This window comes from Pectobacterium versatile (assembly GCF_003932035.1).
Classification (GTDB): domain Bacteria; phylum Pseudomonadota; class Gammaproteobacteria; order Enterobacterales; family Enterobacteriaceae; genus Pectobacterium; species Pectobacterium versatile.
In genome coordinates, this window is record NZ_CP034276.1 from 2995880 (window position 1) to 3009973 (window position 14094).

General features: G+C 53.0%; 14 protein-coding genes. 1 reads left to right on the forward strand and 13 read right to left on the reverse strand.

The genetic code is table 11. The features are described 5' to 3' along the window. Positions 1 to 387 precede the first annotated feature (387 nt). The 8 genes from EIP93_RS13530 to EIP93_RS13570 form a co-directional block, all read right to left on the reverse strand. On the reverse strand, positions 388 to 1692 hold the full coding sequence (locus tag EIP93_RS13530; RefSeq protein ID WP_116362208.1) for an NAD(P)/FAD-dependent oxidoreductase: 1305 nt from the start codon (positions 1690 to 1692) through the stop codon (positions 388 to 390). A 367-nt stretch (positions 1693 to 2059) separates the two neighbouring features. Beyond that, positions 2060 to 2602, reverse strand: a complete 543-nt coding sequence (gene ycfP, locus EIP93_RS13535) for an alpha/beta hydrolase YcfP (protein WP_010297273.1) — start codon at positions 2600 to 2602, stop codon at positions 2060 to 2062. Positions 2603 to 2630: 28 nt separating this feature from the next. Continuing rightward, positions 2631 to 3659 carry a beta-N-acetylhexosaminidase gene (nagZ, locus tag EIP93_RS13540; RefSeq protein ID WP_103162771.1) on the reverse strand — a complete coding sequence of 343 codons (1029 nt, stop codon included), beginning with the start codon at positions 3657 to 3659 and terminating at the stop codon, positions 2631 to 2633. 72 nt (positions 3660 to 3731) lie between these two features. Continuing rightward, a complete protein-coding gene (gene thiK, locus EIP93_RS13545; protein WP_103860412.1) occupies positions 3732 to 4616 on the reverse strand; it encodes a thiamine kinase in 885 nt (294 codons plus the stop codon). Next, entirely contained in the window at positions 4597 to 5178 is a 582-nt protein-coding gene (gene lpoB, locus EIP93_RS13550) for a penicillin-binding protein activator LpoB (protein WP_039505965.1), read from the reverse strand. The genes thiK and lpoB overlap by 20 nt, the downstream gene beginning before the upstream one ends. Positions 5179 to 5199: 21 nt before the next feature. Beyond that, positions 5200 to 5580, reverse strand: coding sequence for a YcfL family putative periplasmic lipoprotein (locus tag EIP93_RS13555; protein ID WP_039480334.1), 381 nt, complete (start codon positions 5578 to 5580; stop codon positions 5200 to 5202). A gap of 234 nt (positions 5581 to 5814) precedes the next feature. Then, positions 5815 to 6165, reverse strand: coding sequence for a purine nucleoside phosphoramidase (hinT, locus tag EIP93_RS13565; RefSeq protein ID WP_116362206.1), 351 nt, complete (start codon positions 6163 to 6165; stop codon positions 5815 to 5817). Between the two features lie 228 nt (positions 6166 to 6393). After that, positions 6394 to 7848, reverse strand: coding sequence for an MFS transporter (locus EIP93_RS13570; RefSeq protein ID WP_125232832.1), 1455 nt, complete (start codon positions 7846 to 7848; stop codon positions 6394 to 6396). A 139-nt stretch (positions 7849 to 7987) separates the two neighbouring features. On the opposite strand from EIP93_RS13570, the gene EIP93_RS13575 reads away from it, so the two are divergent. After that, entirely contained in the window at positions 7988 to 8785 is a 798-nt protein-coding gene (locus tag EIP93_RS13575; RefSeq protein ID WP_125232833.1) for a helix-turn-helix transcriptional regulator, read from the forward strand. Between the two features lie 60 nt (positions 8786 to 8845). Here the strand turns inward: EIP93_RS13575 and ptsG are convergent, their stop codons facing one another. The 5 genes from ptsG to mltG form a co-directional block, all read right to left on the reverse strand. After that, entirely contained in the window at positions 8846 to 10279 is a 1434-nt protein-coding gene (gene ptsG / locus EIP93_RS13580; protein ID WP_039480322.1) for a PTS glucose transporter subunit IIBC, read from the reverse strand. A gap of 313 nt (positions 10280 to 10592) precedes the next feature. After that, entirely contained in the window at positions 10593 to 11390 is a 798-nt protein-coding gene (locus EIP93_RS13585) for a metal-dependent hydrolase (protein WP_125232834.1), read from the reverse strand. A gap of 19 nt (positions 11391 to 11409) precedes the next feature. Beyond that, complete coding sequence (gene holB / locus EIP93_RS13590; RefSeq protein ID WP_125232835.1) at positions 11410 to 12420, reverse strand: DNA polymerase III subunit delta'; 1011 nt, start codon at positions 12418 to 12420, stop codon at positions 11410 to 11412. Beyond that, complete coding sequence (gene tmk, locus EIP93_RS13595) at positions 12420 to 13079, reverse strand: dTMP kinase (RefSeq protein WP_103183659.1); 660 nt, start codon at positions 13077 to 13079, stop codon at positions 12420 to 12422. The genes holB and tmk overlap by 1 nt, the downstream gene beginning before the upstream one ends. Beyond that, the gene (gene mltG, locus EIP93_RS13600; RefSeq protein WP_116586773.1) at positions 13069 to 14088 is read right to left on the reverse strand and encodes an endolytic transglycosylase MltG; all 1020 of its coding nucleotides are present in this window, start codon (positions 14086 to 14088) and stop codon (positions 13069 to 13071) included. The genes tmk and mltG overlap by 11 nt, the downstream gene beginning before the upstream one ends. Between the last annotated feature and the right edge of the window lie 6 nt (positions 14089 to 14094).

The following is a 14094-nucleotide window of genomic DNA, read 5'->3' on the forward strand; positions in this document are numbered from 1 at the left end:
GCTCGCGTTTAACGCGATGAATCCGATGGTTCCTTCTGAATATCAGCATTCAGAATTTTCGACGTGCGTGCTACGCCATCTGTAAACAGTGGAAAGTCTGCACAATGTTTCACACTCTCGCAATAAGACTAATTAACCAAAAGTGTCAGATTCGTAACATAAAACCGTCATTTGAGAATTATCTTAACTGGAATTGCTAATAGGACGATATTTTATACTGCCACATCAGCAAAGTAGCCAATAACGCTACGGCTCAGAAACAGAGAAGTGAGTAGATTGACGGAAAGAGAGGGTTACTGAGTAAGTATAAGATGGTCGCTGACAGAAAAGAATACGGGCATGACATTGCGTTCACGCCCGTATCAGAAAGCGGTCAGTTGCGATGGATTAGTGCAGTTTCAGACGCGGGCGAATCACCCGGTTGATCCCACCGACCAACATCATCAAGCCAGTTTTGACATAGCCATGCAAAGCAACCTGGTGCATGCGATAGAGAGAGATATACACGAAACGCGCAATCCGACCTTCTACCATGACGGAGCCCCGCATCAGGTTCCCCATCAGGCTGCCAACCGTACTGAATTTAGACAGCGAAACCAGCGAACCGTGATCTTTATAGACGTAAGGTTTCAGCGCTTGTCCGTTCAGCAACGCGATAATATTGCTGTGGCAGCGTGATGCCATCTGATGAGCTGCCTGCGCACGCGGTGGCACAAACCCGCCGCCTTCCTGCGGACAGGAGGCACAATCGCCAATGGCGAAAATGTTGGGATCGCGCGTCGTCTGCAACGTCGGCTCAACCACCAGTTGGTTAATCCGGTTCGTTTCCAGACCTGCAATCTCTTTCATCGCATCCGGTGCTTTGATGCCCGCTGCCCAAACCATCAGGTCGGCTTCGATAAATTCTCCGTCCTTGGTATTCAGACCGCCACTTTCTGCGCTGGTCACCATGGTTTTCGTCAGCACACGGACGCCAATGTTGTTCAACTCTTGATGTGCGGCTGCTGAAATACGCGGCGGCAGCGCAGGCAGAATACGTTCGCCCGCTTCCACCAGTGTCACGTTCAGCGTTTGATTATCCAGCCCGTCAAAGCCGTAGCTGTGCAGCTGTTTCACCGCGTTATGCAATTCCGCAGACAGTTCGACCCCTGTCGCACCGCCGCCCACAATCGCGATATTCACGCGCTCTTTTTCTTCCTGATTTGCTGTGAATTTCAGGAACAGATTCAGCATTTCATTATGGAAACGGCGGGCTTGTTTCGGATTATCCAGGAAAATACAGTGATCTTTCACGCCCGGCGTGCCGAAGTCATTGGAGGCACTACCTAATGCCACCACCAAAATGTCATACGGGATACTGCGCGCCGCAACCAGTACGTCGCCTTGTTCATCACACACTTCGGCCAGTTGAATCTGCTGCTGTTCACGATCGATGTCCGTCAGCATGCCCAGTTGAAACTGGAAATTGTGATTGCGAGCGTGCGCCAGATAGCTCAGCGCATCCATATCGTCGTCCAGCGAGCCGGTTGCCACTTCATGCAGCAGCGGTTTCCACAGGTGACTGTGGTTGCGATCCACCAGCGTGATCTCCGCTTTTTTCTTGCGTCCTAACTTGTGGCCCAAACTCGTTGCGAGTTCAAGTCCGCCAGCTCCCCCGCCGACAATGACAATTTTTTTGGTTGGTGATGTCAAAATGACCCCCTAAAATGTGAACCAATCGTTAATAAAGAGTAAAAAATAATATCCTTATATAACATAGGGTTCGCGTAAGTTAAGCCTGATATCTGCTGCAAGAATAGCACGCTAGGTTATTTGGTCATACCAAAATTGATATATATCAATTTATTTTGCTGCGCAGGTTTTTAGCGAGAAAATTCCATCTTTATTTCAGTGAATTAGCGAAAGTCGGTAGGAAGAGAAAATGCTGAATCGTGCGCAAATGCGCCGTTGGATGAATTAAGAAAAGTAAATAAATTGCGTCATGCCTCCTGATCCCCTATCAAACAAGGGCATCAGAAGGAACGACAGCAGCCATTAACAGGTCATCGCTAATGCAGGGTTAACCGAGCGTTTTGAAAGCTTTTATTCGCTGTAAATGGGGGGAGATGCTTTTGAATTTATGCGTCTGAATATCGTCCCAAACGATCTCGTAATACGTTCCCAACGTCTGCGCGCTACGCTGGCTGTCGAGCATTTCATCCTGACGAGAGAGCATCACCATACAGCGATCGCGGTTCTTTTCACGAAAGTTCGCCACGCACTTCGTGGCAATATCCAGATACTCTTCCGGGCGATCGATTTTCCCGCTCATGTTTTCCTGCGGGAAAAGGTTAGGATTAACGATGACTTGTCGTATATCACACAGGAAGCCGACACGTTCGGCCCAGAATCCCCCCAATCCCACGCCACAGATCAGCGGACGATCGTCATCAGACTGCTGAATCGTCTTATCCACCTGCTTGAGCAGATGTTGCATATCATGACGCGGATGCAACGTACTGTAGCTAATCAGCCGAACATCTTCATCAATAAACTGAAGCTGTAGGACCTTTTCATGGTTGCCGGGGCTGGTCGAGTCAAAACCGTGTAAATAGATAATCATCTTTCATCCTCACCGCAGACTAAGTTGCCTATTTCTCGCCATTTTTATGCGCCTGCCAGCGCTCGCTGAGCAATGTGAGCGCCTGATTCGCCTGCTTCCAGCGTGGCGAATCCAGCAGTTCCCGACGAGAAAACGAACCCTGATGATATAAGCGCGTCAGTTGTTCCGCTTTGACCGGGGACAGGTTATCCAGCACGCTGACCGCCCCTTCACGATGGTTACAGACCAGAATCATGTCACATCCTGCCTGCAACGCCGCCTGAGCCCGCTCGGGATAGCTGCCCATCACGGCGGCACCTTCCATCGAGAGATCGTCAGAGAAAATGATGCCATCAAAACCCAGCTCTTCACGCAGCACCGTTTTGAGCCAATAGGACGAACCACTGGCAGGACGCGGATCGGCCTCTGTGTAAATCACGTGGGCAGGCATGATCGCATCCAACTGCTGGCGCTGGATCAGTTCTTTAAAAATCAGCATGTCGTGTGCGCGAATCTCCGCAAGCGGACGCGGATCGCGCGGCGTTTCTTTATGTGAGTCGGCGCTGACCGCACCGTGGCCGGGGAAGTGCTTACCCGTGACCTTCATGCCTGCGCTGTGCATGCCGCGGATAAAGCTCTGCGCCACCGCCAACGCTGTCTCCGGATTGGCATGAAATGAACGCTCACCAATCGCCGCGCTCTGGTGGCCGATATCCAGCACTGGCGCAAAGCTAATATCGATATCCATCGCGATCATTTCTGCCGCCATCAGCCAACCGCCTTCTTCCGCCAAACGCAGGGCTTCTGACTCGCTATTTAATGCCGCAAACGCCTGCGCGGCAGGCAAACGAGTAAATCCGTCACGAAAACGCTGAACGCGCCCACCTTCTTGATCCACGGACACCACAAGGCGCTCGCGCGACGCCGCGCGGATTTGACGCACCAGTTCGCGCAACTGCGCCGCGTCATGAAAATTACGGGTAAACAGAATCACGCCACCAACCAGCGGATGTTCCAGCACTTCACGATCTTCTGCATCCAGCTCATAGCTGGCAACGTCTAACATTACCGGACCCACAAAAACCTCATTCTTTAGAGTGTACTGCTTAATGAAATGATCTTTACCACAAAAGCCACACCGTCAGCCTGGCTATAGCCTGTAGCCCAGCTGTAACCGATGATATAGCGCGGGAATGTCCGCTAAAAATTCGGGGTTCTTCGTTTGCTGCCAGCGAACCTCAAACCACATCAATACCAGATAATCGACCCAGGGGAACCACTGCATCATCTGTTGCTGGAGGCGGCTCACGGAAAACCCTCGCTGATGTCGCTGGTAGCTCTGTAGAAAATGCGTTTGCGCCAGGCTTTCCATCTGGCTGGCTCGCACAATAAACGCCAGTTCAAAGGCAATATCGCCATCTGAGGCATATTCCCAGTCAATCAGCATCGTTCCTTGTGGAGTAATCAGCAGGTTTTCAGCATGCACATCAAGATGGAGAGGAGCCAGCGCCAAAGGCGTGGGTAGCGCCGCACGCTGAAAATAATGATGGGCACGCAACAACGCGGGCGAACGGCGGCGCGGATCCATCAACTGCCAGTGTTGAGCAAATAGCGTTTTGAGATCGAGAGGATGGCCGCTACGCGGCTGGCGATGAAGCTGAGACAACATTCGCGCCACTTCGCCATTAGCCAGCATCATCAGGAACTCATCAGAGGTGGCAATGCGCCCCGGCACCCATTCGACAATGAGCCAGCCATCACGCCACAACAGCGGCCGTGGCGCGAGACCTATCGCCGACATCTGCCGCAGCAGAGCGAACTCGCGCTGGCGATCGACGCCCATTTTCCGCTCGGTTGGCGATTGCCGACGCGCAAGCCATTCGATACCCGGGCCACGGATACGCCAGCTTTTACTACTCAAGCCACCAACCAGCTCAAAGCGAATATCCGCCATCTCCACGGCCGGGAAATATTTCAGGATCGTCGCAATCAGCTGCTGGTGGATGCCTGCCTGCTTAATGCTGAACGGCGCCATTGCCTGACCACACAATTTCACCGGTCTGCACCAGCATCAGTTGCATGTCGAGCTGCGGCGATTTCACATCACCACTGACATCGCTGTACAGCACATACTGCGCGCTGACATAGCGCGCCAGACCAATCGCCTTGCTGCGCGATCCTAAGCTGTCATCAACCGACAGACCCAACGTTTGTTTTGCAGCGGCCAGTTGCTCACGCGGCACCAGCGTAAACGCCTTACCGGAAGATAACGCGCTGTACAACGCGCCCGTCGCTTTCGCGATCGGCAGTGAGCCGTTGGTATTGTTTTTCACACTATCCACCAGCAGGATGCTGCCCGGCGTGACGCCATCGGCTTTCAGCATTTGCGCCACCAGCGGATTAATACTGGCTTCCCAGTTCAACGTCTGGATTTTTGGCGGTTGTGGTACGGATTCCCCTGGCGGCGGCGTTGGCGTGGTCGGCACTTGAGGCTCAACGGGCTCAATCGTCGCAGGTGGTTCGGTCGGTTCCGGCGGACGGCTGGGGCAGCCTGTCAGGACCAATACCGCCAGTATCACCCCTAGATACTTTTTCATATTTTCTCTCTCTGCACAGCATTACAAAAACAGATGAAGACGGACCTGACGCGCATTAGGACTGCTGCGCGTTGAAAAAACCGTCATTTCCGTCTGTGGCGGGATTTCAATGGACTGCACCTCTTCAAAAGGCAGCACATCCAGCCCGTTTTCGTCATACCAATAGAAACGGTAATGCACGGTCACCGCCTGTGAGGCGTCGTTGCTGACGACGGAAGACGCACGCAGTCGGCCATTTTCTGAATCCAGCGACGGGTTCCCCGCGGTAATCCCGGCCGATAACACAGGTGCATCCAATACCAGCGTTTGCCGCTCATTGATGGTCAGCACTTTTGGCGCACTACAACCCGCCAGCAGCCCAGCCATCAAACACGCGGACAGAAAAAGCATCGGGTTACGCATGATGTTCTCGCATGATGATTTTCTCGCACGACAGTCTACCCATGACTATCGAACTTAGTTCTATAAGATCTAGTTCTATAAGATCTAGTTCTATAAGATCTAGTTCTATAAGATCTAGTTCTATAAGATCTAGTTCTATAAGATCTAGTTCTATAAGATCTAGTTCTATAAGATCTAGTTCTGTAAGATCTAGTTCTGTAAGATCTAGTTCTGTAAGATCTAGTTCTATAGGATCTAGTTCGCCAGCAAAGGCCCTAATGCGCGGCCACCCAGCAGATGCATGTGGATGTGATAAACCTCCTGCCCGCCGTGTCGGTTGCAGTTAATGATCAGGCGATAGCCATCTTTTGCAATCCCTTCCTGCTGCGCAATTTTACCCGCGACCGTCACCATACGCCCCAGCGCTGCTTCATGCTCGGGGGCCGTGTCGTTAACAGTAGGGATCAGTACGTTCGGGATAATCAGGATATGGGTTGGTGTGCGAGGCGCGATGTCACGAAAGGCGGTGACCAGTTCATCCTGATACACGATATCGGCAGGAATTTCCCGGCGGATAATTTTACTAAAGATGGTTTCTTCAGCCATGATTGATTTCCTTGTTAAAGCTGGCGTTGAACGACGTCATGTAGGCAGTATGAGTGACATATTCCATTTCTTTCAACCTTCTTCGTCTATTTCTGGTGCGGGTGGTCAAAATACGACTCCCAGTAAAAACCAGAAATACGCCTGCCTTCTCCCGAAAACAGTGACGCTATCGCCGCTGCGGTAAGGATTTCGCACCGTCCATCGAAAATTTGTGCACGCGCCGTCCTATCAACTGAATGACCGTTGCGTTCTTACCAGCATCAGCAACAGGATGCAGACCAGCAGAGCCGCGATCAGGTTGTAGAGCATTCCCGCCACAAAGGCTGCAACGTATTGGCTCGCTTGTGCCACCGCACCATCGCCTGTAGCCAGCGCAGCACCAAACAGGATACCCACCACAGCCACACCCAGCGCAGCCCCAACCTGCTGAACCGTCGAGATCACGCCTGATGCCATACCAGCCTGAACCTCATCAACAAAGCCCAGTACCAGATTCAACAGCGGCGTCATGATGAAGCCTTGACCCGCCCCGACCACCACCAGCACAGGGATCAGCCGAACGGCCACCAGATCCACCCCTGCTATCTGCACCTGCATAATCAACAGGCCGATCGAGACAGCGTAAACCAACGCCCCCGCGACGATGGCAGGCGTGCCCCAGCGGGCAACCAGACGTGGTGCAGCCAGCGATGCCAGAACGAAGCCCACACTGCACGGCGCGAAAATACTGCCCGCGAGGAAAGGATCAAGCCCCAGCCCTGTTTGCACCAGTAGAGCAAAACACAGGAAAAATGAGCTGGATGTGGAATACACTAACAACACCAGCAACACGCCCAGTAGGAAGCGGCGCTGTGCGAGCAGGCGCATATCCACCAGTGGAAGATTCCCCGCCAGCTGTCGCCGTTCCTGCTGGCGATGAAAAACCGTCAACAAGAGAGTGGCTGTCGCCAACATCCACAGGCTCCATGCGGGCCAGCCTTGCCCCGGGCCTTCGATCAGCGGCACCAAGAGCAGCGTCAGCCCAACGCTGACCAACGCCACACCCGCCCAATCTAGCGAAGGGCGCTGCGGTGTGCGGGACTCAGGAATAAATCGCGCAGATGCGATAGCCAGCAGGCCAATGGGAACATTGATAAGAAAAATACTCCGCCAGCCCAGCCCGAACAGATTGGCATGCACCAGCCATCCCCCCAGTACCTGACCCGCGATAGCGGCGAGCCCCAGCGTCATACCCAGCAAACCGAAGGCACGGCGGCTATCGTCACCGTCGAAATTGACGCGGATAGAGGCATAAACCTGTGGAAACAGTAAAGCGGCCGCAAGCCCCTGCAAGATACGCGCACCAATCAGAAACCCCGCGCTGAGTGCTAAGCCACACAGCGCAGAGGCAAGCGTAAATCCGGCCATGCCCACCACAAACAGGCGACGTCGGCCAAATACATCCCCCAGTCGCCCCCCCGTAATCAGCAATACGCCGAAGGCCAGTTCGTAACCCGCCACGATAAAGCCGATCTGTGCGAAGCTAGCACCCAGATCCGCCTGCATGCTGGGAATAGCGACATTGACCACGAACAGATCGAAGATCGTGACAAAACCGGCCATCAACAGCACAGACAGGCCGAGCCACGGCGGACTATTGACAGCCGGCGTAGGCAGTGCCGACGCGCGATAATTTGAGTTCATCCTGTGTATCCTTGCATATCGAGAAGTTGCGTATCGAGAGTTTGCGTATCGAAAGTGATGACACCGTCATTCTCAAATCCTTTTTAAACAATTACAATTTAACTACTTATGCTATTACTAAAAGCAATGCGGTAAAACGATGCGAACATTGGAAAGAACTCGCCATGATCTGGCCGCCTTTTTGCGCGCGCGGCGTGAACGGGTGTCCCCCGCCGACGTGGGCTTGCCCAGCGGAGTAAGACGGCGCACGCCGGGATTACGACGTGAGGAAGTGGCTGCGTTGGCTGGCGTGGGTCTGACGTGGTACACCTGGCTCGAACAGGGACGTGATATCGGTGTATCGGCCGCATTTCTGGACAGCCTGGCACGGGTACTCAAACTCGATGCCGCTGAACGTCGCCACCTGTTCCTGCTGGCGCATGAGCGACCACCTGCCGAACCGGGTAAGACGTGGTGCGTGGTGCCACCGCTGGTACGGCGTCTGATGCACGATCTGGCTCCGCATCCTGCCTATGTACTCAACCTGCGCTGGGACGTGCTGGCCTTCAATGAACCAGCAAACCAGCTTTTCGGCTTCGATGCACATCCTCCAGAAAGACGTAATCTGCTTTGGCTGCTGTTCACCGATCCGTTGCTGCATGAGCGATTCATCGGCTGGGAGCAACAGGCTCCACAGATGCTGTCGAGTTTTCGCCGCGATTTCGCACGCGCGACGCAGGAAGCGGATATTCATGAACTGGTGGAGGAGTTGGAGCAGGTGTCACCGGACTTCAAAACGTGGTGGCGACAGCATGAGGTACAGGCTCCGTGCAGCGGCGTGCGGCAACTGATGATCGACGGCAAGGCTGAAACCTTCGAGCATACGTCGCTGATCATCGATGAAGATCGCCATCTGCGTCTGGTGGTTTACGCCCGGCAATCTCAGGGAAAGGAATGAGGTCGCGCTGACCATAAAAAAAGGGGCTTTCGCCCCTTTTTACCACTCCCCAACAACACATCAGTGGTTACGGATGTAGTCGTCCATATCGGTTTTCAGGTTGTCGGATTTGGTACCGAAAATTGCCTGAACACCGGAACCAGCCACAACAACACCTGCTGCACCCAGTTTTTTCAGGCCAGCCTGATCAACTTTAGCCACATCGCCTACGCTAACGCGCAGACGGGTGATGCATGCATCCAGGTTAGTGATGTTTTCTTTACCACCAAACGCGCTAACCAGTGCGGCAGCCATTTCAGTGCTGTCCTGTGAGGTTTGCTCAGACGCGCTATCTTCACGCCCCGGCGTTTTCAGATTCAGTTTAGTAATCAGAACGCGGAAGATGGTGTAGTAAATCAGCGCATAGCACAGACCCACAATCGGGAACAGCCACAGGTTGCTACCGTTGCCGCTCAGTACCACGAAGTCGATCAGACCGTGAGAGAAGCTTGTACCATCACGCATACCCAACAGGATACAGATTGGGAACGCCAGACCCGCCAGAATCGCATGGATCACATACAGGATCGGCGCGACAAACATGAAGGAGAACTCAATTGGCTCAGTGATACCCGTCAGGAACGAGGTCAGCGCCGCAGAGATCATGATGCCGCCCACTTTCGCACGGTTTTCTGGCTTAGCTGAATGCCAGATAGCAATAGCCGCAGCTGGCAAACCGTACATTTTAAACAGGAAACCGCCGGACAGTTTACCCGCAGTCGGGTCACCTGCAATGTAACGAGGGATATCGCCGTGGAAAACCTGACCCGCCGCATTGGTGAACTCACCAACCTGCATTTGGAAAGGTACGTTCCAGATATGGTGCAGACCAAACGGTACCAGAGAACGTTCAACGACCCCATAGATACCGAATGCCAGCATCGGGTTCTCATTCGCTGCCCAGTGAGAGAATACCTGGATCGCGCTACCAACTGGTGGCCAGATGAAGGACAACAGCGTACCTACAATGATTGCCGTCAGGCCGGAAATAATCGGCACAAAACGTTTACCGGCAAAGAAGCCCAGATACTCAGGCAGCTGAATGCGGTAGAAACGGTTAAACATATACGCGGCAATCGCACCGGCAATGATCCCGCCCAGAACACCGGTATCTGCCAGATGCTTCGCCGTGATCTCGGCAGCCGGTAGATTAAGAACCAGCGGCGCAATCGCAGCCATGGTTTTAACCATGATGCCATAAGCCACCACCGCCGCCAGTGCGGAAACACCGTCGTTATTAGTGAAGCCCAGGGCAACACCAATAGCAAAAATCAACGGCATGTTGGCAAACACCGAGTCACCGGCCTGTGCCATGACGCTGGAGACAATTTCAGGCAACCAGCTAAAATTGGCCGAACCGACACCCAGCAGGATACCTGCGATAGGGAGTACGGATACGGGCAGCATTAGCGACTTACCTACTTTTTGCAGGTTTGCGAATGCATTCTTGAACATAATTGAGTGTGCTCCTGAGTAATAGTGCTTTTACTTCTGATACTTCATATAAGCAAAGACGGGGAGGATGGCCTTTGCGAGTTGGGGTGTCTTAGCCCCCTTTAATTTTTACGCAGAGTAAAATAAATAGCGTCCACAATGTTTGATTGCTATCACGTTTCCACAAGCCAACAGGCTGAGATCGAACAGATATTGCACTTTTCTGTGATATATCGCTAAAAAACACGTCCCCCTGAAGAGGAAAAACCTAATCAAGGGGATTATGAAGCGCTATTAATTACACGGATAAAAAAAACTCGGCTATTTTCAGCCACTATTGCGCGGCGGTCAACCGAGCCTGATCGATGTGAAACAGGCGGGAGAAGTTTTCTGTCGTGGCGGCAGCGAGGGTTTCCAACGATGTGCCTTTCAGTACAGCGAGATATTCTGCCACATCGCGTACATACGCAGGCTGGTTTTCCTGGCCCCGGAACGGAACCGGCGCGAGCCAAGGGGAATCCGTCTCAATCAGCATCCGATCCAGTGGCACGTAGCGCGCGACGTCACGCAATTCTTCTGCATTACGGAACGTGACAATCCCAGAAAATGAGATATAGAACCCCATGTCCAGCAGCGCTTTTGCCGTGATCAAATCTTCCGTAAAGCAGTGCAGAACACCGCTACATTTCTCCGCCTGCTCGTCACGCAGAATTGCCAACGTATCTTCACGGGCAGCACGCGTATGCACGATGACCGGCTTGTTCAGGTCATTGCCAATACGAATGTGTTCGCGAAACGATTCTTGCTGCTGGGCTTTCGTCTCCTGCTGATAGAAATAGTCCAGACCCGTCTCCCCCATCGCCACCACACGGCTGACGCTGGCTAGCTCACGCAGCTCGGCATAATCATAAGGGGCTTCCTGATTGAGCGGATGAACGCCGCAGGAAAAAGCCACGTTATCGCGCTCGCCGATTAACTCCACCATGGCACGATAGCCAGGCAGCGTTGTCGCCACCGCCAGAAGGAAGCCGACATCGCGACGTTTCGCTTTCTCCAGCACGTCGGAGACATCTTTATGCAATGACGCATAATCCAAACCGTCAAGATGACAGTGGGAATCCACTAACAACATGATATTTACTCGATAGTAATTAAACAGAAAAAGGGTGGCTGTCGCGCTTAACCGATGAAGCAAGCGTGCGCTCTCCATCAAGCAGACGTTCCGTCAGCAGCAGTTCACGATTTACCCCCGTGACGGTCAGCAATTTTTGCCGACAAGCCAGCCACTGTTGTAGCTCATACTGCAAATGTGCGGAAGGTTCACGCGCCAGACGCTCAACCAGTTCGATCTGATCCTGATTCACCCAATGCTCACTTGCCCCCTGCTGCCATTTCATGGCATCCAGCAGTAGCGCAGCCAACCAATGAATACGAACATCAGCATCGTCATGATTTAGCTGTGGTATCAACGAGAGCTGATCTCGCGAAGCCAGAGCGGCAGAGAACGCCTGACACAGCGCGCTACGTTGCTTCCAACGCTCTGGCTGCAATAATGCCTCAGCAGCTAGCGGCGCGCCCGATTGTAATCTTAATGCCGTGCGCAATGCCTTGCTGTCATGGCGATGGCGAGCATTCAGCCACAGCACGCTCTGCGTCTCGCTAGGGACATCCAGATAGTGATACAGGCAACGGCTGCGTAACGTTGCCAACAACCGAGCGGGTTCACGGCAGCCAAATAAAAAGAAGGTATTCTGCGGTGGTTCTTCCAGCGTTTTCAGCAGTGCGTTCGCAGCGGCTTCAGTCAGTTGCTCAGCAGAAGCCAGCCAAATCACTTTTGCTCCGCCTTGTCGGGAGTGCTGATACACTTTTTCCACGACGTCACGCACCGGATCGACGCCCAGACTTTGCTTGCCTTTCTCCGGGCTCAGCACATGCCAATCTGGGTGCGTTCCTGCGGTCATCAGGTTACAAGAGTGACACTGGCCGCAGCTTTTCATTCCATCAGGCCGCTGGCAGATCAGCCAGCGACTCAGCGCATAAATCAGCGATTCATCGCCCATTCCCGGCAGCGCATGCAGCAACAGCGCATGATGCCCCCTGCCCGCTTGGTATTGGCCGATAAGCTGCCGATAGGATGCATTCAGCCACGGATACCAATCCATCAGCCCTGCCCCTGCACAACAGGCTGCAACCCTTGTTGCTGCAACCATTGCTGTAACGTCGCCTGAATATCCGCACTAACGGCATCAATAGGCTGTGAGGCATCGATCGTCAGGATGCTGTCATCCTCCGCGGCCAGTTCCTGATAGCGGGAACGAGTGCGATCAAAGAAAGCCAGCGACTCCTGCTCAATCCGATCTAGCTCGCCTCTCTGACGCGCGCGTTGCAAGCCAATGGCTGGCGGCAAATCAAGATAGAGCGTCAGGTCAGGACGAAAATCACCGAGCACAGTATCGCGCAGTGAGCGCAGCAGTTGCTGGTCGATCCCGCGTCCACCGCCCTGATAAGCCTGTGAAGAAAGATCGTGCCGATCGCCGATGACCCAGTTTCCATTCGCCAATGCAGGTTTAATGACATTATCCACCAGTTGAACCCTGGCCGCGTATAACATCAGGACTTCCGCTTTGTCAGTGACCTTCTCATCGGCCATACCTTGCTTGATGAGTTCTCGCAGCTTCTCCGCCAGCGGCGTGCCACCGGGCTCTCGTGTGAACACAACATCTTTCACACCATGTGAGCGCAGCGTTTCCACGACGATATTGCGTGCGGTGGTCTTCCCTGCACCTTCCAATCCTTCAATGACGATAAATTTACTGTTCATCCCGTTCCTTTAACGCTGAGCGGTATACCCTCACAGCACGATTATGGTCTGCAAGGTTAGTGGTAAAACTGTGTCCGCCTTTTCCATCCGCCACAAAATACAGGTATGACGTTTTGGCTGGGTGCGCAGCCGCATCCAATGAGGCTTTCCCCGGCATCGCGATTGGCGTAGGCGGTAAGCCGGAGATGACATACGTATTGTAAGGCGTCGGCGTGTCTAATGCTTTACGGGTTATCACGCCTTTATAGTCATCACCCATGCCATAAATCACCGTGGGGTCGGTCTGCAAGCGCATACCAAGCCGTAAGCGATTGACAAAAACGGAAGCAACCTGAGTACGTTCTTCATTGATCGCCGTTTCTTTTTCAATGATTGACGCCATCGTCAGCAATTCATCTGGTGTCTTATACGGTAATCCTTCTTCTCGCCCTTTCCATACCTCATCCACCGTTTTTTTCATGCGCTGATGCGCACGCTGCAACAAAGCGCTATCGCTCGTACCGGCCGTGTATGAGTAGGTATCAGGATAAAACCAGCCTTCTGGGTTCGTCTTATCGTTGATTTCCAACTGGGTGGCGACGTCCTGTTCGGTTTTATCGGCCAGTGAATGCTTGATGTAAGGCGCTTGTTGCAGCGTGACGAGCCACTCTTTCAAGCGTGAGCCTTCGACAAAACGGATGGTGAATTGCGCTTCTTTTCCGCTGGACAACAACGCCAGCATCTCGCGCACGGTCATGCCCGAAGTAAATCGATACGTACCCGCTTTGAATTTTGCCAACTCAGGTTCAAAACGCAGCAGCCACGGAAAAAATGTGTCATCAGTAATGATTTTCTGATCGAGAAGCAGCGTTTCCAGCCCTTCCCTTCCCGTACCGGCAGGAAGCGTAAAGATAGCTTCTTTTTCGATAGCCAATGGAGAATCCGCAAAACGCTGCATTTTCTGCCACGCAACCAGTAATATCAGCACAACAGCAGCGATAATCAGCAAACCAATTTTCTTTTTCTTCATAAATCA